Here is a 20,878-nt window from a genome sequence, read left to right on the forward strand (position 1 = left end):
CTTTCAAGGATGCCGCAAAACTGCGGCCGTGCCGGATGCAAAAGTAGATGTGGCAGGTGCTAAGAACGGGGTGCCGAAGTACAAAGCTGCCACCGGGCTGGGGTCAAAAGCCAATCGATCGCGGAGACCGTCACACGGTGAAAGCGGGTAGCAAGGACCAGAGGGTAGCGAGCCCCGTGGGGGCGAGGGCCAAAACGCCTCCGCTGAGTACACGGCTTGTGGTGCAGGTATTGAAGGCATCATCTGGGCCAGCACCCGAGCTGCCAGCCCGTCATGGGCGGAGTTGGGCGTAGAGGGCGGCGTCTGCGCGCCCGCTTGTATTACGTCGGAGGACAGGCGGCTTTGGCGCCGGCAGCTCAGCTCCAGCTAGGCTCCGAAAAGTGCCCGAATTCATGGTTGCAGTGTGAGGAAGGTGCTAGAGAAGGCTCTTCTCACCTCCACCAGATTTGAAACGTAGGGACATCTTTATGCGCGCGAAACTCATCACCCCCTTGCTCGTAGCTGCTGTGGTTGCGCTGAGCGGATGCGTAGACAACAGCGCTGAATCTGCGCAGCCGGCGGAACCGGATTCGACCGAAGCTATCGATGTGGACGAAGCGGCCGCCGCGTTACTTCCTGCCGACGTCAAGTCGGCTGGGAAGCTGGTCATCGGTACGGACCCGACCTACGCCCCCAACGAGTACAAGGATGACGCCGGCAAGCCGATTGGTTGGGGGATCGAGCTTGGCTCCGCCGTAGCGCAGAAGCTGGGGCTGGAAGCCGATTTCCAGATCGCCAATTTCGACAAGATCCTTCCGAGCATCACCGGAGGCACCTATGACATCGGTATCTCCTCCTTCGGGGACACGGTCGAGCGGGAGAAGACAGTTGATTTCGTGAATTACTACAATGCTGGCAACCAGTGGCTTCAGCCGCTGGGGAAGGACATTGATCCAGCCAACGCCTGTGGAAAGACGGTGGCTGTCTGGACGTCCAGTACACAGCAGACCGACGAACTGCCCGCCAAATCAAAGGCCTGCACGGATGCTGGTAAGGAAGCTATCAACATCATGCAGTTCGATAGCCAGGCCGGCGCCACAGATGCGGTCGTAAGCGGACGCGCCGACGCGATGAGCGCCGACGCGCCGATCGTTCAATACGCAGCGTCACAACTGGAAACCAAGGTAGAAACGGCCGGTGATGCTTTCGACGTCGCACCTTACGGGATGCCGGTCATGAAGGGATCGGAACTCGCCGAAGCGGTCCAGGCTGCGCTGCAGTCCCTCGTCGACGATGGCACCTACGACGAAATCCTGGAACAGGGGGGCATCACCAGCGGCGGTCTCAGCACGATCACCATCAACGCCGCGAGCAACGGCTAACCATGGCTCTCCTGCGGAAAAGGTCGCCAGCGGCATCTGTCCCCATGAGCGGGGAAGCGATAGAAGCCGTCCCGTTGAGACACCCGGGCCGCGTTGTCTTTGCAGTCATCCTCCTCGGCGCGCTTGCGCTCTTCGTACTGGACGCAGCAAACAGACCAGCCTATGGATGGGATGCCTTCGCGAAGTACATCTTCGATCAGCGCATCTCAGAGGCAGCGGTGAATACGCTGATGCTGACCGTGCTCTCGATGATCCTCGCAGTCGTCCTCGGAATCATGCTGGCCGTGATGCGGCTCTCGGATAACCCTGTGGTCAAGGGCGTCGCGTGGCTCTATCTTTGGATCTTCCGTGGGACACCTGTCTACGTACAGTTGGTGTTCTGGGGACTGATCGCGACGATCTACGCCACGATCAATGTCGGGCTACCGTTCGCCGAGCCCTGGGTAGTGCTCGAGGTAAAGGCAGCCGACGTCTTCTGGCTCGCACTGGTGGGACTCGCGCTCAACGAAGCCGCCTACATGGCGGAGATCGTACGAGCGGGCATCCTCTCGGTAGACCCGGGCCAGAAGGAAGCCGCCGTCGCGCTCGGAATGTCCGGCCTGAAGACGATGAGACGCATCGTGATCCCGCAGGCCATGCGCATCATCATCCCGCCCACAGGCAACGAAGTGATTTCCATGCTCAAGACCACCTCCCTTGTGACGGCAGTTCCCTACAGCTTTGACCTCTACGGACGGTCCCAAGACATCGCAGTCACCACCTTCGAGCCGATCCCGCTGCTATTGGTGGCATCTGCGTGGTATCTGTTCTTCACCTCGATCCTGATGATCGGCCAGTACTTCCTGGAAAAGCGATTCTCCCGCGGCGTCGGACACGCCAGACCCGACAAGAAGGGCGGCCTCGACACCGATTCCGTAGCGGGTTCTGCAGGTGCAGGTTCATCCTCGTCGCGTCAGCCGACTGTCAGCACGCATGGATCGGACCACACCACATGACACACGCAGCCACAGACACGATGGTTCATGCGGACAACGTCTCGAAAAGCTTCGGAAGTAACGAGGTCCTTAAGGGCATCTCGTTGTCAGTTCGACAAGGTGAGGTGATGTGCCTGGTAGGACCGAGTGGTTCTGGAAAGTCCACGTTCCTCCGTTGCATCAACCACCTCGAAAAGATCGATGCTGGGCGCCTGACGGTCGGCGGGAGCCTGGTTGGTTATCGGGAGCACGGCGGCAAGCTGTGGGAGCTCAAACCCCGGGAAGCCGCCCGTGAGCGTCGTGACATCGGGATGGTCTTTCAACGGTTCAACCTGTTTCCCCACATGACCGCCCTCGAGAACATTGTCGAAGCACCCGTGACTGTAAAGGGCATCAAGAAGGACGTCGCGGCGGCCCGCGCGAAGGAACTGTTGGCGCGAGTAGGCCTGAGTAATAAGGCGGACGCGTACCCTGCGCATCTCTCCGGCGGACAACAGCAGCGTGTGGCAATCGCTCGCGCACTCGCCATGGACCCGAAGCTCATGCTCTTCGACGAACCAACGTCAGCGCTGGACCCTGAGCTTGTAGGCGAAGTACTTGACGTGATGAAAGCGCTGGCGGAATCGGGAATGACCATGATCGTGGTGACCCACGAGATGGGCTTCGCCCGCGAAGTGGCCGACACACTGGTCTTCATCGACGACGGAGCAGTCGTTGAATCAGGCGACCCGCACGAGGTACTGGGAAATCCGCAGCATCCCCGGACGAAGTCATTCCTTTCAAAAGTTTTGTAGAGGAGAGCACGTGGTTGGTTTCAGTGTCGCTGCACTTTTCCACACATTCCCGGTTTCCCTCACACGCTCGACCGGTGGCTTCGACGATGATCGGGTCCCTTCAGCTGTGAACCTTCGGCGGAACGCCATGGCAATCTGCGCACCACGTGCCCAACTGCGTGCGCTATCGCACCGCCGTCATATGGATCATCGGCTTCAAGTAGCCACCACATGCAGTCCCACAAAAGAGAGCCAAAGACCGATTGCTACATCAGTCGTGGAATCAATCAGCAACGGAGTAATCGATGACCCCATCAACGACAGCCACGGAGTACGTCGACACCCTGATCGTTGGAGGCGGAGCGATGGGCCTGGCCACAGCGTGGCACCTGGCGAAACGCGGCACCGAGGTGACGCTACTAGAGCGCTTCTCTATCGGTAGCACTGTGGGTGCGTCCCACGGCACGACCCGAAATTTCAACCAGGCATACTACGACCCCAAGTACGTGGCGATGCTGGTAGAAGCCCGACGGTTATGGGCTGAACTCGAGGAGGCTTCCGGGTCGACATTGCTCGACATCGTCGGCATCGTCAACCACGGGTTCAACCCGGAGTTCGACGAAATGCGTCCCGCACTAGCTGCTGCCGGCATACCGACCGAGATGTTGCCCCCGGACGAGGCACATAGAAGGTGGCCCGGTATCCGCTTCGACACCCCCGTACTGTACGCGCCGGAGTCCGGGCGGATAAGGGCGGACGCAGCACTGCAGGCGCTGCAGACCGTTGCAACAGCTTCCGGCGCCGACATACGCCAGAACATCAAAGCAACAGGCATCGAGGTGCTGGGCAATGACAAAGTCAGGGTCACCACCGAGAACAGTGTTTTTGAGGCTCGCCGACTTGTCGTAACTGCGGGTGCGTGGGTGACCAAGTTGCTCTACAACGTGATGCCACTGCCTCGGCTCGTCGTGACACAGGTACAGCCCGCTCACTTCCGCGAAACGCTCGTTGGTTCAGATTGGCCTGGCTTCAACCACAACCCCACACCGAGTGACCCGGCTTACGACTACTGGCCCTCAATGATTTACGGTATGTATTCACCAGGGGAGGGCATTAAGGTCGGGTGGGATAGTGCGGGCAGTGTGACGGATCCTGATGCTCGTACCTTCGAGGCGGACCCAACACTTCACAGATCCTTGCAGCGCTACGTGCGCGAATGGTTGCCCGGAGCAGACGCAGACACCTCAACCGAAATCAGCTGCACCTACACGACAGCTCCAAACAGCGACTTCGTGCTGAAAAGACGTGGGCCCGTCACCGTAGGGGCAGGATTCTCGGGTCAGGGTTTCAAGTTCACGCCGGCCGTAGGACGCATCCTCGCCGACCTGGCTACGAGGTCCTAAGCGTCCGGCTATACATGGCCCAGCAAAGGGACTGTCCGATAAACGGTGTGTGGGTTCCTTCACGGCTTTTGCAGCGTGGGCCCGTAAGGGTCTGGACCTCACACAGTGACGGCCAGCCCTGTAGCCCATATTGGGATTCCTCGTGGGGACAAGCCTGGTCGCGTTCCGGCTGGAACTGGCCCGGCCGGGAAGAGTCTGTTGGGCCTCAAGGGCGACGTCACGCGGCGGTCAAGCGTCGCGTTGGTGGTTTGGCCTGTCGCTTGTGGTGCCGAAGAGCCACTGCCTAAGTAACTCGTCGAGAACAGCACTACGCCCGCACGTGTCCGGGGGGAAGCGGGTGAAATGCGGCAATTAGTGGATGCCTTCTCTCGGCGTTGGGTGTTAGCTCCGGCGCCGGTTGGCTGTTGGTTCATCGGAGGTCGCGGTAGTAGCGCGATGCTCTAGACCGCCGAAGAGGACCGCGTGGTCGTACCATTGGCGGGTGATGGAGTCATGACGGGGCCGTCGCTCGGCCTGTGCTTCGCTCACCCTGATGACGAGTGTTTCGCGGTCTTCGGGTCCGTCGCGCTGCACCGGGACGACCCGCGCCTGCGCGTTGTCGTGCTGCACGCGACCGACGGCGCGGCCGGGGAGGTTGCCCCGGGTGTCATCGTGGGCCCGGAGGGGCTCGGTGCGGTTAGGCGGGAGGAGGACGACCGCGCTTGGAATGCAGTAGGTCACCGCCCGGAACGGCATGACTGGCTGGGCCATCCGGACGGTGGTCTGCGGAACGTGCCATTCGAACTGCTCGTCGACCAGGTGAGTGCGTTCCTCGATGAGGAACGCCCGGACGTCGTGGTGACCTTCGGGCCCGACGGCGTCACCGGCCACCCCGATCATGTCGTGATCGGGGCGGCAACGGATGCCGCGTTCCACCGGGTCCGGCAGGGCGGTGGTCCAGGGTTGCGTCGACTGCTTCATGGAGCCATTGAGCAATCGTGGTTCGATCGGCACCAGGCATTCCGTCTGGCTCAGGAAATCCCGCCGTGGCAGCCCGATCGCCTTTATCACCTGCGCGCTGTACCGGACCGTGAGATCGGGGTGCATGTGCGAATCAACTCGGTTGCCGACTGGGTCATCGCGGGGCTTCGAGCGCACCGGAGTCAGCGTCTGGTGCTCATGCCGACCGAGGTGGACGATAACACTTTCAGGCAGGGGCTTCGTCATGAGTGGCACACAATCGCCTGGCCGCCGCGGGAGGCGGGCGCCGCACTGCTGATTGACATCTTTGATGAAGTGTAGAGCGACGAAGGCATCTCCTAGCCGGGTAACGCACCAGCCACAGCGTCGCTTGTCTGTGACTCACTGCGACCCGTTGTGAGCGCCTCTTTGCAACAGCCGGGGGTCACTTCTAGTTGACGCAACTGCCGGAGCCCTCGGAAGATCGTGTTCAGCTGAGGGTTCCTGCCGGAGCAGGCGCAGGTTGGCGTGCGACGAGTTGCAGCACCACCTGATGATGCTCGTTTCAGCAGACCGGGTAGGGGAGTGGACCGTGCGAGCTCGTGTGGCGATGATCCCGTTGACGCTGCTGTGTATCACCAGCCTGGCTGCTTGCGACTCCACGAGCTTGGCCGTCCCGGGGGAGGTCGCCGTCGACGTTGACACGCCGGAGGGCACACAGGCCGCGTGGTGCGTGGGGCAAGGGCCCGGAGTCGTCCTGGTCAATGGCATCGGGGATGACGCGACGTCGGCGCAGTGGGTCGAGGTGCAGAGCGCATTAGCTGACCATGCGCGGGTGTGCCGTTACGACCGACTCGGCACCGGCCGGAGCGATGCTCCGAACACTGCAGGGCGAGCCGCGGACCAGCTCGACGAGGAGTTGGACGCTGTGGTCGACCTTGCGGCGAAGGATGCTCCCGTGATCGTGGTCGCGCACTCCTTCGGGGGATATCTCTCGCGCGTCTATGCGGACCGTCACCCCGACCGGGTCCGTGCCCTGGTGTTCGTCGACGCCCTGGACCCGTCTGTAGGCGTGCTCGCCGGAACCGGAGCGAGCACCACGGCCGATGTCGAGATGGCTGACGAGCAGTTGGACTTGAAGGAGCTGGAGGGCGCCGTGCAGTCGGTGGCCCACCTCGCCGAGGACCCGGTGGTGATCGTGGTGTCCCGGGGAGAGGGGGCCACCGATGCCTGGACCGAAGGTCAGCAGCGCTTGGCCGCGCTCTCGAGCCGCTCGACACTAGTCGTAGTGCCGGAAGTCGGCCACCAGATCCCGTCCGAAGACCCGGTCGCCGTCGTCACTGCAGTGGACGACGCCATCCGCGCAACACAGTGAGGGCCGGCCGGTCCCAGGTGGGGCCGCTTAGACCGCCCGGATGGGTCCCGCTTAGATCGACATAGCCAAGCCTGTAGTTCCCGGTGCCACGAAGCTCGGCGTGAGCTTGGAGAAGTGTCCCTCGAAGCTTGAGGTTACGAGACAACTGATTCGAGGAGTTTGCGCTGCTTGCGGGTGGGCACCGGGGTGTAATTCGAGCTTGAGAGCTTGTTCCTTGAGTTGTATCGCAGGGCTCTAACGCCCGCGAGTTCCTGGGAGTAGTCTGCCTGTCAGGGCACAATGGCAGTGCACACGAGAGGGTCAACGTGGACGCTCAGGCAAGACCGGCGACGGTGGAGGCGATGCCGTCTGGCGGGCGGGAAATCCGTGTTCATGGTGTAGGAGATCACCATGTCCTATCCGGTCTAGGTAGGCCATTTGAACTGATTCCTGGGAAGAAGCGCGGCGTGGCCGTTGTACGTCCGCCTAAGGGAGTCGGCCACGATCTCATTCTGGCTAACTGGTCGCGTATGTCGCGTCGCGCTTTAGGCCCGTTCTTTTGGTACCTGGCGTTTCCATTCACCCTGGTCAATGTGGCGTACGAGATGAGGCCTGTTCATGGGTGGCGACGAAGCGTGCATACCGGAGTCTTGGCAGTATGGAGCCTGGTACTGAGCGCGGTAACCGCTTGTTGGTTGATCGCACTGTCCGAGTCGTTGTTTCGGATCGTGGATCTTCCGGACGAGTGGCACCTCCACCGCTTGACGTTGGCAGTCGTACTTGGCGCCGGAATCGTGATCCTTGTGATGCTGGCAAGGGCGTTGAAGGCGGAGTCGGTGTCACACGTGGTGTGGAGTGTCACTCATGCCGTGGTTGTGCTGGTGATCGCGCTTGGGGCACTGCGGTTTCGGCCGGGAGAGTGGCAGGTGGAGGAATATTCCTGGCTGCGCTTTTTCGCCGTGCAGGGGCCCACGAACGAACAGATTGCCTCAAGAAGTTTCGACATCGACCAGTTGGATCAAACCCCCCTTTGGTTCGATCCGATCGGATTGGTTTCGTACGGCGTCTTGGCGCTGAGCCTCGTAGTGGCCATCGTTCTTCTCGCTACGTGGGTGCAGTCAGAGCCGGGACCTGCATCAGGTGGTTCTTTCGCGGTCCTGCTATCAGGTGTGCTCACGATCCTTATTAGCAGCAGCGTTCATGCAGGGGTGACACAGGTCGTCTTACGATCGAGGGAATCAACGCGCGTCTTCGGATCTCGGGACGAGATCCTGCCGGCAGGGATCTTGATGTCTCGGTTGGGGCGAAGCTATCCCACGACGTTGCTTCCTTTAGTGGGGCTTGCGCTGCTCCTGATTCTCGGGCTCGCGGTGCTGTGCTGGGTATTCAGGCCCAGGATGCTGTCCTGGTTTCCCCCGAAGCGACACCGGGAACATTTTTTACGGTGGGCTCATGAGATGGTGGGACACCTTCCGCTAATTCTCTTTCTTACATCTGCAACGTTCGTCGTGCTGGCATCATTGCTCGGTTCTGCATTGCTCACTTTATTTGTAGAACGCGAAGACGCAGGACTTTACTGTAGCCCGCTGCTGGGTGAGGAGTGTCTCCCTTGGTACATCTCCGCAATCGGCTGGCTAGCAAGTATTAGTGCTGTCGTGGGCTTCTTCATCGTTCGAAACGCCAACAGATTCCCGGCGTTGAAGACCGTGTTGACCAACACCGCGGACGTCGTAGGCTTCTGGCCCATCACGCTTCAGCCGCTAGGTGCAAGAACGTATCGCCGCGACGCCGTTCAAGGCATCACGGAGGCGCTACACCTTGGCCCCGATCAACGAAAAGTGTTAGTTGGCCATAGTCAGGGGTCCGTTCTAGCAGCATGGACTGTCGCTCACCAGCCAACCACCGGCAACGGGACCCGCCCAGCACTTGTCACTTGCGGAACACCTCTAGGCTCGCTCTACTTCCGATTTTTCCCGCAGACATTCGACGACAACCTATTCCATCGTATTGTGGCCATGAGCGACGGCTGGGCCAACTTCTGGCGGGTGACCGACCCGATAGCGACCCCCCTGATTGGACCGAACGACGACGAGAAAACTGTCAATGAACGTAATACCAGGATCGAGGATCCTCCAGCAGGCGGACAAGAAATATTTGGGCACGGCGAATACTGGGGCGCACAACTGCAGCGGAGCTGGATCAAGAACTATCTCAGTATGCCGGCGGTTTTGCCGCCACGCTCGGAAAGCGACAAAGGCTCAAGGCACCTTGGCGCCTCGTAATGCTTGCTGTTGAGCACTTCAGCAATTCAACAGCTCGGGTGATACCTACTGCCAAACCCTGACCGAACGGCGTCCCATAATCGAACGTTTTCGCTACACGTGCTGGCACCTCTCGATGCTGATTTTAAGGGGCTCTGTTTCTGTAGCAATACTCAGTGCCACAATCTATGTGCCACTTCTACTTCCCGGTGATGAGTTCCGCTACATTGGAGGGCATGGGACACCTTCTCGGGTACGCGCGGGTGTCGACGACCGATCAGGACGCTTCGCTGCAGGTCGACGCACTGAATGCCGCCGGGTGTTACCGGGTGCTTGTGGACACCATCTCAGGGTCCCTCGATCAGCGACCTGAGCTAATCAAGCTTTTGGATCAGTTGCGCCCCGGGGACACGCTCGTGGTCTGGCGGCTCGACCGACTTGGTCGTTCCATCCGGCACCTCATCGACCAACTCACAGCACTTCAGGACAAGGGCATTGGATTCAAGTCCCTCCAGGAAACGATTGACACAACTTCGCCCGGCGGCAGACTGGTCTTCCACGTTTTCGCTGCTCTCGCCGAGTTCGAACGGGACCTCATCAGGGAGCGTACGAACGCCGGTCTCGCGGCGGCACGATCTAGAGGTCGCACCGGTGGCCGACCACCGCGACTCAGTCCTCAACAGGCTACGGCCGCGAGGCGAATGTATGAGCAGCAGGACATGACCGTCGAACAGATTGGCCAGGTCCTTGGCGTCAGCAGGACCACCATCTACCGGACGCTCAAACGGGATCAGGTGACTCCGTCAAAGGGACGAAAACCGAAGGTGAAACCGTCAGTGGGATCGGCCACCATCATCGAAGCGACCGAAATACAGCTCGCACGACAAGATCCCCGGTGATCAGGAGACTCCGATGATTAGACTCATCCGCTGGTGGCTGACCGCGAGCATCCGCTACAGCTACCGGTTCTTCCGCGCCATCCTCCGGCTGCCGCTGCTCCTGCTACCGATTCCGCCGCGGGTTCGCAACCATGTCGCCGGCGCCCTGGCGATCGCCCTCTGGTTCGCCGGCCTGTATGTCCTCGTCGCCGCGGCTGCCGCGCCGTGGTGGGGTCAGCTGATGGTCGTGTCGCAGCTGCACTGGTTATCGCAGGCGTGGTGCGGATGGAGGGCCGCCGGCCGATCGTCCGCCGGCCCGTCCGGGTCCTATGACGTCTTAGCGGGGTTAGCTGGTGATGAGGCAGCGCAGGGGAGAGGCCGACCGGTTTTGGGAGAAAGTCGTCAAGGGCCCGCGACCGCATGACTGCTGGATCTGGACCGGCGCCGTCGCCGACGACGGGTACGGGCGGTTCTGGGTCACCAGGGACGGCGAGCAACGCGCCCTGCGGCCGCAACGCTACGCCTACGAAAACCTCACCGGCGAGACCCTGCACCCCGGCATCGCTCTCATGCACGTCTGCGACGTGCCATTGTGCGTTCACGCCAGTACCGGGACGGACACGCACCTGCTGCCCGGCACCCAGGCGCTGAACATGCTCGACCGGTCCCAGAAGGGCCGGCACGCCAACGCCTCGACCTTCCGGTGGCGCAGAGTCGGCCGCGCCCAGCTCCGCGCCCACTCCGTGGAGCTGCGCACAGCCCTCCTCGAGCACGGATGGAACGAGCCGATCATCCGCCCCCTGCTCACCGGCATCGACCCCGAAGCACCAACACTTTTCTGACCATGGAAGGGCCCATGCGGCCCTCACCGTGTCAGGGCTGTGTTCTACGCTTCGTAGTGGAGTCCTGTCCGGGGTGTCCGTCGTACCCGACCTACCGTCGTTGGAGCATCATGCCTGCTAGCTCGATACTGCACACCCCCGAGCTGGCCCACCGCGTCCGGCGTGCCTTTCGTGCCCGGGTCTCCGGCGATCCGACCGGGGCGCCGGACTGGGTGCGCGAGATCGCCCTGGTGGGGGAGGGGCCGGGCTGGTTCGAGCCCGACGGCGTCGTCTGGCGGGTTCACGGCAATCTCTCCACCTTGGTCGGCGGGGTCGCGGCCCTCCTCGGGCAGGGCGCGCACCCGCTGGCGATGGCCGGGGTGGCACGGCACTCCTCCTACCGCAGCGACCCGTGGGCCCGCCTCGCCGGGACCGCGCGCTGGCTCACCGTGAGTACCTTCGGCTCCGCGGAGCTCGCCGAGCGGGAATCGGCGCGGGTCCGCGGTATGCATGGGCGGGTCCGCGGCACCACCGACGACGGCCGCGCCTACTCCGCGTCCGATCCCGCCCTGCTGCGCTGGGTGCACCTGGCCTTCACCGACGCCTTCCTCGGGGCCCATGAGGCGGTCGGGCATGACCTGGCCCCGCGGTTCGGCCGCACCTGGGCCGACACCTACGTCCCCGACTGGTCCCGCAGCGCCCGGGCCCTCGGGGCCGAGGACCTCCCGGCCAGCCGCCGGGAACTCGCCGAGGCACTGCGCGCGGTGGAGCCCGACCTCGAAGCCGTCCCCGCCGAGCTCCTCGCCTTCCTGTCCGCCCCTGGCGGGCTGAACCGTGCCGAGCGGATCTTCTACAAGGGCCTCGCCAGCGCCGGGGCGCTGGTGGTCTCCCCGTCCGTGGCTCCCTTCGCCGGGGTGCCCGGTCGCGGTGACCGCTCGCCCGTAGCCCGCCTCCGCTTGCAGCGCACCCGCTGGCAGTTGCGGACCTTCCAGCTGGCCCTCGGGCCGCACAGCCCCTCCGAGGACGCCGCACGCTACCGGATCGGCCTCGCCGGCCCCCCGGACTGGCTCGACTGAGCCTCGGCCGCGTCGGCGTTCGGCAGGGCTTTTTGCACAGCGTCCTCAGCGGCGGCGAGGCCGGTGATGTTAGCAATCGGCTTACGGGCACATATCGATTGCGCCTTCATGTGTCGGTCACAGCACGAGGGCGAGCGGCGCGGGAGGATGTAGGAATGAGTTCACAGTTGCCGGTGGCCATCCGAGCCTTCGCCTCATGGGAGAGGCGTCGCTGGTTGAAGAGTCGTTACCGCAGCATTCGGTATGACGTGCGGTTCGCCGACGGATTCGAGGGGCACGGCGTCGCTTTGAACGCCGTTCTTCAGGGAGCCCATTTCCCCGCAGACTACTGGTCCACGCGGAAGGGCGCCGACCTGGCATGCCCAGAAGAAGGCGCCGGCCTGTGGGTGGACTATCCCTACGGCCGGCCACTCTGAGCAGCAAAATAAAGAAGCAGTGCCCCGCAATGGGATCGCCTACTGCACTGCAAAGTGCAGTGGTGCTGGCTGGTCACCAGCGAGGACAAATTCGCGCTGACCAGGCGGGGTCATGCTGCGGGTCATCACCAGCTGGCTTGGAGCCCTGTCAGGAGAGATGGCCTTGGTCGGTGAGGCGGTTCTGGAGGGATTGCTAGGGACAAAGCGTTCGGTTCCGTCCGCCGCCCTGGTCACTAGCGGGTGCCTGTCCTTTGACATTGGTAAGCAGGGCGATGACGTCGGGGAGGGCGGGGTGGGCGGGGTCGTGCCAGATCAGGTCGAGGGGGGCCAGCAAGGAGGGCGCCAGGGGGCGGACGATGATCCCGGGTACCGCTAAGTGCTCGGCCACCGCCGGTGCGACCGGTGCTACCCCATGGCCTGCGGCGACGGCGCGAAGCAGGGCTTCGGGTGCGTTGATGAGATTCGGCGGGGTGAGTACCTGGTTGGGACGGGACGGGCCCGCGGGGAGCAGGTGGGCGAGGAGGTAGTCGCAGATGCCGGGGAACTGGTCGCGCGGGATCATCACGACCGTCTCGTCGGCGAGGTCGGTGACTGGGACGGCTTCCGCGGCGGCGAGACGGTGCCCGACCGGCAGGGCCAGGTGTACCGGCACGCGAGCCAGGAGCCGCCCCGGAAGGTCCTGGTCCTCAGCGCTGCGCACCCACACGATGGCGGCGTCGATGTGCTCGTCCCGGACCGCGCGGATCGCGTCGCTGTCGGTGGCGGTCATAGCGGTGACCTCCAGCTCGGAGGCCAGCCCGGACAGGCGGCCCAGGGGATCATTCAGGATGTGCTCCACGCCCGGAGCGACGCGCAGGCTGAGATGCCGGTGACGGCCATTGGCGCAGCTGACCTCGGAGCGGGCGCGGTCGGCGCGGGCCAGCAGGACGTGGGCGTGTTCGAGCAGCACCTCCCCGGCGGGGGTGAGGACCACGTGGCGGGGGCTGCGCTCGAGCAGGGTGACGTGCAGGTCCCGTTCCAGGACCTTGATCTGTTGGGACAGCGACGGGGCGGCGATGCGTAGCCGGCGGGCGGCGCGCCCGAAGTGCCGTTCCTCGGCCACCGCCACGAAGTACCGCAGGTGTCGCAACTCCATAATCAACGTTAGCCCCTGGCTCACGTGCCGGAGGAATTATGTCGTGGTGGTCATCTGCGGTGAAGCGAACAATCGTGTTGTGCGTTGACGGGTTGCCTCGATGGGTCGCCGAAGGCGAGGAGGCCGCTGGATCGGCGTCATCTTCGTTGCCGCATTAATACAAGGAGGCTCACCGTGAAGGCAGTGGTTTACAAAGGACCGAACGACGTCAGTGTCGAGGACGTACCGGACGCCAGGATCGAACATCCCGCCGATGTGCTGGTCCGCATCACGTCGGCGAACATTTGCGGCTCGGACCTGCACATGTATGAGGGCCGCACCAGTTTCGAACCCGGACGTACTCTCGGGCACGAGAACCTCGGCGAAGTGATCGAGGTTGGTCCGGCCGTGAGCAAGGTGAAGGTAGGCGAACGGGTCGTACTGCCGTTCAACATCGCCTGCGGGTTCTGCAAGAACTGCGAACGCGGCTTCACTAACTACTGCCTGACCATGCAGCCCGAGCCCAAGCTCGCCGGTGCCGCGTATGGCTTCGCGGACATGGGCCCGTACCAGGGCGGCCAGGCCGAGTACCTGCGTGTGCCGTACGGAGATTTCAACTGCCTGCGCCTGGGCGAGGACGCCGTGGAGAAGGAACTCGACTACGTCATGGTCGCCGACATCTTCCCCACCGGCTGGCATGCCACCGAGATGGCCGGGGTATACCCGGGCGACTCCGTCGTCATCTACGGTGCGGGCCCCGTCGGGCTCATGGCCGCCTACTCGGCCATCATCAAGGGCGCTGGCAAGGTCATGGTCGTGGACCGCCAAAAGGACCGCCTGAAGCTGGCGGAACAGATCGGCGCCATCCCGGTCGATGACTCCGTGGTTGACCCCGTCGAATTCGTCAAGGACCAGACCATGGGATTCGGCGCCGACCGCGGGTGTGAATGCGTCGGTTACCAGGCCCACGATCCCTCAGGCACCGAGCACCCCAACATGACACTGAACCGGCTCGTGGACTCCGTCCGGTTCGTCGGCGGCATCGGCGTCGTCGGGGTTTTCCTCCCCCAGGACCCCGGCGGTCCCGACGACCTCGCCCAGCAGGGCCAGGTAGCTTTCGACTACGGAAACTACTGGTTCAAGGGACAAACCATGGGCTCGGGTCAGTGCCCTGTGAAGAAATACAACCGTGCCCTGCGCGATCTCATCGCCGGGGAAAAGGCCAAGCCTTCCTTCCTCGTCAGCCACGAACTAACCCTAGATCAGGCCGTCGAGGGCTACCGAAACTTCGACAACCGCGAAGACGGCTGGACCAAGATCGTCCTTCACCCCGCCAGCGCCTGAACTAGCCCGGACAAAACCTTCCAGTGCAGGAACCAGCAATTTTCCGGAGGTGGTACTGATGCGGTCCATGGTGTATCGCGGACCTTACAAGGTTCGCGTGGAAGAGAAGGACATACCAGCGATCGAACATCCTAACGATGCGATTGTGCGCGTGACGAAGGCGGCGATCTGCGGATCCGACCTGCACCTCTACCACGGCATGATGCCGGACACGCGGGTGGGGATGACGTTCGGGCACGAGTTCGTGGGGGTGGTCCACGAGGTGGGCCCGTCCGTGCAGAACCTCGCCCCGGGTGACCGTGTGATGGTTCCGTTCAACGTCTACTGCGGCTCCTGCTACTTCTGCTCCCGCGGTCTGTATTCGAACTGCCACAATGTGAATCCGAACGCGACGGCGGTGGGCGGCATCTACGGTTATTCCCATACCACGGGCGGGTACGACGGGGGCCAAGCTGAGTTCGTGCGCGTCCCGTTCGCCGACGTCGGTCCTTCCAAGATTCCCGACTGGATGGACGAAGAGGACGCAGTCCTTCTCACCGATGCGCTGCCGACAGGCTACTTTGGCGCCCAACTGGGCGACATTGTGGAAGGCGACACCGTGGTGGTGTTCGGCGCCGGGCCGGTCGGCCTGTTCGCCGCCAAGTCCGCCTGGCTGATGGGGGCCGGACGGGTGATCGTCATCGACCACCTGGAGTACCGCCTTGAGAAGGCCCGCAGCTTCGCCCACGCGGAAACGTACAACTTCGCCGAGTACGACGACATCGTGGTGGAGATGAAGAAAGCAACGGACTACCTGGGGGCCGACGTCGTCATTGACGCCGTCGGCGCCGAGGCCGACGGCAACTTCATTCAGCACGTGACCGCCGCGAAACTGAAGCTGCAAGGCGGCTCGCCTGTGGCCCTGAACTGGGCTATCGACTCCGTCCGCAAAGGTGGCACGGTGTCCGTGGTGGGCGCGTACGGGCCCCTGTTCAGCGCCGTGAAATTCGGCGATGCCATGAACAAGGGGCTGACGCTGCGCATGAACCAGTGCCCGGTCAAGCGGCAGTGGCCGCGATTGTTCGAACACATCCGGAACGGGTACCTAAAGCCCAGCGATATTGTGACGCACCGCATCCCGCTGGAACATATCGCGGAGGGGTACCACATGTTCTCCGCGAAGCTCGATGACTGCATCAAGCCCCTTATCGTTTCCAGCGCGGACTGAAAGGAAGAGCATCATGGCTGCGATACCGACGCCTTACACCGCCGACAAGCCCGCGCTCACAGAGTCAGTGGAGGACCTGAGGGTGCGAATCCCGGGGTGGGGGGTGGATGCCGACCCGGCGGACAGGCCTTCCTACCCCCGCGAGCAGCCCGGCATCGATACCGGTGCGCGCTGGGATTTCCCCGAGCGCCAACCGGAGAAGCGGCCCCGGGAGCGGTCCGTCGAGCACGCTTTCCTGACACCCGTCTTCGGGACGTCCACCCCTCCCAGGGGCGCGTCGGGAGCGATCCGGAAGTACGCCTACAAATATAGTGAGGGCCGGGCCGCACACTGGCTGCTGCTTATCGCGGGCGACAGGGTGGATGCATGGGAGAATCACCTGCGCTCGTTCGCAACCCTGCGCCCGGACAACCCGGTGACAGAAACCGGGGTCCTCGGCGAGTTCTCCCGCCATGGGATCGGCTCCCGCTTCGGGAAGAAGCGGACCGACCTGAGCCATCAGTGGATGGACCCCGTGATCGTCGGCGCCCCGTGGGCACTTGCCGCCTGCGGACTCGCGGCCGTCGCGCTGAGGGCCCTGCGAAAGCACAAAGTAGCCTGACACCTGTTCCCTCGGGGCAGACCAGGTGGCCAATGGCACATGCTGAGCGATTGAGATTAGCTCTAACCCAAGCCGCGGGCGATTACACCCCTTCGCGGACAATCGAGGCTGGAGGGCACCCCTATAGATGGAGCACATGAATCGCAAGGCTCTGATCTCGGCCGTCATTGGCCTCCTTGTCGCACTCATTACGGTGTTGCTCGGTGCTCCCGAACTCGCGCCCCTGATCGGTTGGGCTGTCGCCGGCGGTGTCTTCCTGGGCTGGGCCTGGGCCAAGGCGTGGCCCGCAGGTCCGGAAGCCACGGGTAAACTCGCCCTTCAGGAAGATCGGTCTCGCCGGCTTCTGGACTCTCTCATTATCAGTGCGACATTCGTCAGTCTCGTCGCAGTCGTCTTTGCACTGCTCCGCAGCCAGCAGAAGGACCCCATCGGCGTGGTCGCGGCGATCCTGGCCGCTCTCGGTGTGGTGATCGCCTGGGCTCTGATCAACACTGTCTACGCGTTCAAGTACGCCCGCATGTACTACCACGATGACCGCCATCACTTCAGTTTCAATCAGAACGAGGACCCGTCGTACAGCGACTTCGCCTTCGCGGCGTTCTCGATCGGCATGGCATACAGCGCGAGCAATGTGAACGAGTCATCCACACCTTCGCGCAGGATTGGTCTGGGGCACGCTTTGCTCTCATACTTTTTCGGCACCTTCGTGGTCGCAGTGGTGATCAACCTCGTCGTCAGCCTCGGCCAATCCAGCTGACCGCGACGTGGCGTGGCTGCCCGCACTGTGCAGACCTCTGGACGACTGTTTCCGAGTTGTAGCGGCGAAAAATGCCCAGCCGTGGGCGAGGGTGCGGTGGGAGCGCTCGATTTCTCCATTGGCCCGTAGGCGGTTGGAGGCGGGTTCTGTTGGCCTAGGATGCCGAGCTCAGCGCAGGTGCCGCGCCAAACGGTGCAGCTTGTACGCGGGGCCGTGATCCGAGGGACGTGCAGCTTCGGCGCCTCACCGAGGGGGTCGGAAGAGTTGGTTCGCCCCCTCGGCTGAATTGCCGAACAATGTCAGCGTCTGAAATGGATTTGTGGGGCGCCCGTAAGCCGGTCGCCCTACGCCCGTGCCAACGACCTTGAGTATTTGTGCAGACGACCGTGAGAACCGATAGATCTACCGACCGCGTCAGATCACGGGAGGGACATTTATCCGGGACGATCGAAACGGGCGCGCAGGTACCACAAGCGAAACGTCGGTTCTGGCTCAGTGTTCGTCGTGGTTGTCTCTAAGACCACCGCTTTCCAATGCGTACAGTCCTTGCTTTTCCGCTCTGTAGCGGCGAGGGCGTTGACCGGTTGAGGGGAGGCATAAGCGCTACTGGCATCGACCCCGACGGCCCACCCTCTTCTGACCTTTCGCACTGATCGATTTTGTCTTCTCCTGACAACCGGAGGTGACTGGCCGGCTCCTTCATGTCCGTGTCGGTGGCGCAGTCTACGATCGATGACTTGGGCTGTTGTGGCCATCGGGATGGAAGGGCACATAGGGTCATGGACGAGTTCGGCGCACCCGGTGCGGCACTTGGCCGGCCGGCTCCAGCTGCTGCCCGGACGGAGCTGATGCCATCGGGTTTTGCGTCCCCGGCCCAGGACTGGTTCGAGGACCGGATCGACCTGAACCGGCACCTCATCACGGACATCACCAGCACCTACATTGTGCGCGTGTCCGGCCATGCCATGGACGGCGCAGGAATCTCCGACGGTGATGAACTGATCGTCGACCGGGCCCTGCAACCCAGAGACGGGTCCGTGGTCATCGCCGTCCTCGACGGTGAACTCATCATCCGACGACTCCGCATTACCGACCCCGAGACCAGTCCCAACACTAGGTCCAACGGCACGAATGGTGGTGACGGTGCGGCTGCCAGTGTCGCGCTGGTTGCAGCGAGCCCCGCCTACCCGCCCATCCCCGTCCCCGACCCCGATGACCTGGTCATCTGGGGCGTGGCCACTCGGTGCCTCCATCATGTCTGACCCTGAACCTTCCCCGCTGGGCCGGGGTCCTGTAACCGGTCGAGCTGGCTCCGGTGTTGCGCTGGTCGACGTCAACAACTTCTATGTTTCCTCCGAGCGGGCTTTCGACCCGTCGTTGGAAGGGCGCCCCCTGGTGGTCTTGTCGAACAACGACGGGTGCGTGATCACCCGCAGTGCCGAAGCGAAGGTCCTCGGGATCCGCATGGGTGCCCCGTGGTTCCAGATCGCGGAACAGGCCAAGGCGTGGGGGTTGCAAGTCCGCTCGAGCAACTACGAGCTGTACGGGGATATGAGTGCCCGCGTCATGGAAGTCCTTGGCAGGCACACCACCAACCTCGAGATCTACAGCATCGACGAAGCGTTCCTCACTCTCCATGGCACCCACAGGCAACAGCACGCCACCGGCAGGACCATTAAGGCCACCGTCCGGCGCAACACCGGGCTCCCCGTGTGCGTGGGCATCGCCCCGACGAAGACCCTGGCGAAACTCGCCAACCGGTGGGCGAAGGGCAATCCCCACTTCGACGGGGTCTGCCACTGGGACCTCGTCCCGCCGGACCAGCGGCACGCCCTGCTGCGGAGGTTGAAGGTCACCGACGTCTGGGGCGTCGGCACTAGGAACACCGCGCGCCTGAACGCCATCGGCATCGACACGGCCTGGGACCTTGCCGCCGCGGACCCGGTACTGATCCGGAAACGCTTCTCCGTGGTCCTCATGCGCACCGTCCTGGAACTGCAGGGCACACCCTGCATCACCTCCAGCGAGTCCACCGGCAACGAGCAAGTCCTCTTCTCCCGCTCCTTCGCAACCCCCGTCACTACCCTGGACGCGATGGGCCAGGCGTTGGGCGTCTACGCCCAGGGCGCTGCCTCCCGCCTGGCCCGCAAGAACCTCCAGGGCAGGGTGCTCACCGCGTTCGCCGGCACCTCACCCTTCAGTACCGGTACCAGAAGCGCACCGAGTATCTGCATCCCGCTCCCGGCCCACACCGCGAATCCACTGGAACTCACCCGTGCCGCACACAGGCTCCTGCCGCTCATCGAAGAGGGCGTGTCCTACATCCGGGCCGGGGTCATCGTCACCGACCTCCAACCCGTCGGCACACAGGACACCCTCCTGACCCTCGACCTGGATCCCGGGGCGAACACCGGGCGGGGCCCGGGCAAGGACACGGGCCCACTCCTGCACGAGATCGGCCAGAAATTCGGGCGCTCAGCGATCGGCCTCGGCCACGCCGGCCTGAAAGCAGGGTCGGACTGGACCATGAAACGCGACATGCTCTCACCCCACTACACCACCAAGTGGGCCGACCTGCCCATCGTCAAAGCACAGTAGAACCACCCAGGAGGGCCCTCTTCGCCCGCGCCCTCAGTGGCCAACTGGTGGTTGCTGGTCCCTCTGGTGTGCAGGCTTCCCAGGGTTTTCGCTGGCGCTCTAACCAGGACCATGGTCCTCTCGCTTCGCTCCTGGCCTGATAGGGTCGGGCGCTCCTTCGTCGCACCCGACCCTGTTGTGTCTACGACGGTTTTTGTCTGCTGTCCTGCGGATTGTGCGCCCCCGCTCCACAGCGTCAACCGGCTCCGCCGGCATCGGGCACATCCATCCTGTCCGGCGCTCCTTACGTCGCTTATTTCCTCCCAAGATTGGGTGCACCCTCGCACCTGCGGCGTTGAGCACTGCTCCGTCGGGGACGAGCGAGCGAGCTCCGCCAGCAGCCAAAACAATGGGGGAGGGGAAGCTGGTCGGTCACCAAAGCCGCCTCTCCACTGGTCCACGCCAGCGCCCCATTCCAGCCGCTTGACAGACATAGAAGCGTCGGGGGAGATGGGCCACTGCTGGTCACCAAGGCCTCTTGACCTCACTACCTGCATCGATAAGGAGCACCACCATCAACTTTCTGAATACTGACACCGTAGTTCTGGTCGGCACCACCATGAAGGACACCGGGGAAACCGTCAGCGCCCCGGTTCTGCCCGTGGATGACCGGGCAGGCGACGGGTACGACTGGCTCGACACTCTCACCGGCGGCCCGTGGCAGGTCATGGGCGCGTGGGGGATTGATGGATGGGACGCCGGGTCCTGGCCCTACGTCTTCTTCGCTGCCGCCACCCACCATGACGAGACGGGCACCCTGTACGGGTACGGGACCTACGTCGAGGGCGACACCTTCACGCACTGGTACCGGACCGAGGACGCCTGCCGCACGGCGATCACCGCCGAGGTCTTTTGGTACTGGAAGCACGGGCAAGCCGACGGACCAAGCAACCTCCCGGAGACGGCTGGGGAGCTGGAGGACGAGTTCACCAAGCCCTACGGATACATCCACCGCTGCTAGG

General features: G+C 63.3%; 20 protein-coding genes. 19 read left to right on the plus strand and 1 reads right to left on the minus strand.

Features of this window, described 5'->3' with window-relative positions:
- The first annotated feature begins 467 nt into the window (after window positions 1-467).
- The 12 genes from ACX80I_RS06745 to ACX80I_RS06800 all read left to right on the plus strand — a co-directional run bounded on the left by ACX80I_RS06745 (window position 468) and on the right by ACX80I_RS06800 (window position 12,256).
- On the plus strand, window positions 468-1,361 hold the full coding sequence (locus ACX80I_RS06745; RefSeq protein WP_459344364.1) for an ABC transporter substrate-binding protein: 894 nt from the start codon (window positions 468-470) through the stop codon (window positions 1,359-1,361).
- A 44-nt stretch (window positions 1,362-1,405) separates the two neighbouring features.
- Entirely contained in the window at window positions 1,406-2,356 is a 951-nt protein-coding gene (locus ACX80I_RS06750; RefSeq protein WP_459344365.1) for an amino acid ABC transporter permease, read from the plus strand.
- A gap of 20 nt (window positions 2,357-2,376) precedes the next feature.
- The gene (locus tag ACX80I_RS06755; RefSeq protein WP_459344736.1) at window positions 2,377-3,129 is read left to right on the plus strand and encodes an amino acid ABC transporter ATP-binding protein; all 753 of its coding nucleotides are present in this window, start codon (window positions 2,377-2,379) and stop codon (window positions 3,127-3,129) included.
- Between the two features lie 284 nt (window positions 3,130-3,413).
- Window positions 3,414-4,511 (plus strand): FAD-dependent oxidoreductase, encoded by a 1,098-nt coding sequence (locus ACX80I_RS06760; protein WP_459344366.1) that lies wholly within the window; start codon window positions 3,414-3,416, stop codon window positions 4,509-4,511.
- Between the two features lie 492 nt (window positions 4,512-5,003).
- Window positions 5,004-5,792, plus strand: a complete 789-nt coding sequence (locus tag ACX80I_RS06765) for a PIG-L deacetylase family protein (protein WP_459344367.1) — start codon at window positions 5,004-5,006, stop codon at window positions 5,790-5,792.
- 325 nt (window positions 5,793-6,117) lie between these two features.
- Entirely contained in the window at window positions 6,118-6,825 is a 708-nt protein-coding gene (locus ACX80I_RS06770) for an alpha/beta fold hydrolase (RefSeq protein WP_459344368.1), read from the plus strand.
- A 446-nt stretch (window positions 6,826-7,271) separates the two neighbouring features.
- Window positions 7,272-9,086 carry a hypothetical protein gene (locus tag ACX80I_RS06775; RefSeq protein WP_459344369.1) on the plus strand — a complete coding sequence of 605 codons (1,815 nt, stop codon included), beginning with the start codon at window positions 7,272-7,274 and terminating at the stop codon, window positions 9,084-9,086.
- A gap of 215 nt (window positions 9,087-9,301) precedes the next feature.
- A complete protein-coding gene (locus ACX80I_RS06780; protein ID WP_459344370.1) occupies window positions 9,302-9,964 on the plus strand; it encodes a recombinase family protein in 663 nt (220 codons plus the stop codon).
- Between the two features lie 13 nt (window positions 9,965-9,977).
- Window positions 9,978-10,367 carry a hypothetical protein gene (locus ACX80I_RS06785; RefSeq protein WP_459344371.1) on the plus strand — a complete coding sequence of 130 codons (390 nt, stop codon included), beginning with the start codon at window positions 9,978-9,980 and terminating at the stop codon, window positions 10,365-10,367.
- Window positions 10,300-10,785 (plus strand): hypothetical protein, encoded by a 486-nt coding sequence (locus ACX80I_RS06790; protein ID WP_459344372.1) that lies wholly within the window; start codon window positions 10,300-10,302, stop codon window positions 10,783-10,785. Before ACX80I_RS06785 ends, ACX80I_RS06790 begins: the two co-directional genes overlap by 68 nt.
- 110 nt (window positions 10,786-10,895) lie before the next feature.
- Window positions 10,896-11,840 carry an oxygenase MpaB family protein gene (locus tag ACX80I_RS06795; RefSeq protein ID WP_459344373.1) on the plus strand — a complete coding sequence of 315 codons (945 nt, stop codon included), beginning with the start codon at window positions 10,896-10,898 and terminating at the stop codon, window positions 11,838-11,840.
- Window positions 11,841-11,995: 155 nt separating this feature from the next.
- Window positions 11,996-12,256 carry a hypothetical protein gene (locus ACX80I_RS06800; RefSeq protein ID WP_459344374.1) on the plus strand — a complete coding sequence of 87 codons (261 nt, stop codon included), beginning with the start codon at window positions 11,996-11,998 and terminating at the stop codon, window positions 12,254-12,256.
- A 193-nt stretch (window positions 12,257-12,449) separates the two neighbouring features.
- Here the strand turns inward: ACX80I_RS06800 and ACX80I_RS06805 are convergent, their stop codons facing one another.
- Window positions 12,450-13,391: a LysR family transcriptional regulator gene (locus ACX80I_RS06805; RefSeq protein ID WP_459344375.1), complete on the minus strand. Its 942-nt coding sequence runs from the start codon at window positions 13,389-13,391 to the stop codon at window positions 12,450-12,452.
- Window positions 13,392-13,565: 174 nt separating this feature from the next.
- Here ACX80I_RS06805 and ACX80I_RS06810 point away from each other — a divergent pair, with 174 nt between their 5' ends.
- The 7 genes from ACX80I_RS06810 to ACX80I_RS06840 all read left to right on the plus strand — a co-directional run bounded on the left by ACX80I_RS06810 (window position 13,566) and on the right by ACX80I_RS06840 (window position 20,877).
- Window positions 13,566-14,714: a glutathione-independent formaldehyde dehydrogenase gene (locus tag ACX80I_RS06810; protein WP_459344376.1), complete on the plus strand. Its 1,149-nt coding sequence runs from the start codon at window positions 13,566-13,568 to the stop codon at window positions 14,712-14,714.
- Window positions 14,715-14,772: 58 nt separating this feature from the next.
- A complete protein-coding gene (locus tag ACX80I_RS06815; RefSeq protein ID WP_459344377.1) occupies window positions 14,773-15,921 on the plus strand; it encodes a zinc-dependent alcohol dehydrogenase in 1,149 nt (382 codons plus the stop codon).
- A gap of 13 nt (window positions 15,922-15,934) precedes the next feature.
- A complete protein-coding gene (locus ACX80I_RS06820; RefSeq protein ID WP_459344378.1) occupies window positions 15,935-16,522 on the plus strand; it encodes a hypothetical protein in 588 nt (195 codons plus the stop codon).
- 136 nt (window positions 16,523-16,658) lie between these two features.
- On the plus strand, window positions 16,659-17,279 hold the full coding sequence (locus ACX80I_RS06825; RefSeq protein WP_459344379.1) for a DUF1345 domain-containing protein: 621 nt from the start codon (window positions 16,659-16,661) through the stop codon (window positions 17,277-17,279).
- Window positions 17,280-18,058: 779 nt separating this feature from the next.
- Window positions 18,059-18,541 (plus strand): translesion error-prone DNA polymerase V autoproteolytic subunit, encoded by a 483-nt coding sequence (locus ACX80I_RS06830; RefSeq protein WP_459344380.1) that lies wholly within the window; start codon window positions 18,059-18,061, stop codon window positions 18,539-18,541.
- Between the two features lie 16 nt (window positions 18,542-18,557).
- Complete coding sequence (locus ACX80I_RS06835; protein WP_459344737.1) at window positions 18,558-19,877, plus strand: Y-family DNA polymerase; 1,320 nt, start codon at window positions 18,558-18,560, stop codon at window positions 19,875-19,877.
- 517 nt (window positions 19,878-20,394) lie between these two features.
- Window positions 20,395-20,877, plus strand: coding sequence for a hypothetical protein (locus tag ACX80I_RS06840; RefSeq protein ID WP_459344381.1), 483 nt, complete (start codon window positions 20,395-20,397; stop codon window positions 20,875-20,877).
- The last annotated feature ends 1 nt before the right edge of the window (window position 20,878 follow it).

The organism is Arthrobacter rhamnosi, assembly GCF_054510855.1.

Bases quoted from the DNA above. Each gene is read 5' to 3' on its own strand.
- ACX80I_RS06760 (WP_459344366.1), top strand. From the start codon at position 3,414: ATGACCCCATCAACGACAGCCACGGAGTACGTCGACACCCTGATCGTT.
- ACX80I_RS06745 (WP_459344364.1), top strand. From the start codon at position 468: ATGCGCGCGAAACTCATCACCCCCTTGCTCGTAGCTGCTGTGGTTGCG.
- ACX80I_RS06785 (WP_459344371.1), top strand. From the start codon at position 9,978: ATGATTAGACTCATCCGCTGGTGGCTGACCGCGAGCATCCGCTACAGC.
- ACX80I_RS06805 (WP_459344375.1), bottom strand. From the start codon at position 13,391: ATGGAGTTGCGACACCTGCGGTACTTCGTGGCGGTGGCCGAGGAACGG.
- ACX80I_RS06750 (WP_459344365.1), top strand. From the start codon at position 1,406: ATGAGCGGGGAAGCGATAGAAGCCGTCCCGTTGAGACACCCGGGCCGC.
- ACX80I_RS06830 (WP_459344380.1), top strand. From the start codon at position 18,059: ATGGACGAGTTCGGCGCACCCGGTGCGGCACTTGGCCGGCCGGCTCCA.
- ACX80I_RS06815 (WP_459344377.1), top strand. From the start codon at position 14,773: ATGCGGTCCATGGTGTATCGCGGACCTTACAAGGTTCGCGTGGAAGAG.
- ACX80I_RS06820 (WP_459344378.1), top strand. From the start codon at position 15,935: ATGGCTGCGATACCGACGCCTTACACCGCCGACAAGCCCGCGCTCACA.
- ACX80I_RS06795 (WP_459344373.1), top strand. From the start codon at position 10,896: ATGCCTGCTAGCTCGATACTGCACACCCCCGAGCTGGCCCACCGCGTC.
- ACX80I_RS06825 (WP_459344379.1), top strand. From the start codon at position 16,659: ATGAATCGCAAGGCTCTGATCTCGGCCGTCATTGGCCTCCTTGTCGCA.
- ACX80I_RS06790 (WP_459344372.1), top strand. From the start codon at position 10,300: ATGAGGCAGCGCAGGGGAGAGGCCGACCGGTTTTGGGAGAAAGTCGTC.
- ACX80I_RS06765 (WP_459344367.1), top strand. From the start codon at position 5,004: ATGACGGGGCCGTCGCTCGGCCTGTGCTTCGCTCACCCTGATGACGAG.
- ACX80I_RS06780 (WP_459344370.1), top strand. From the start codon at position 9,302: ATGGGACACCTTCTCGGGTACGCGCGGGTGTCGACGACCGATCAGGAC.
- ACX80I_RS06800 (WP_459344374.1), top strand. From the start codon at position 11,996: ATGAGTTCACAGTTGCCGGTGGCCATCCGAGCCTTCGCCTCATGGGAG.
- ACX80I_RS06755 (WP_459344736.1), top strand. From the start codon at position 2,377: ATGGTTCATGCGGACAACGTCTCGAAAAGCTTCGGAAGTAACGAGGTC.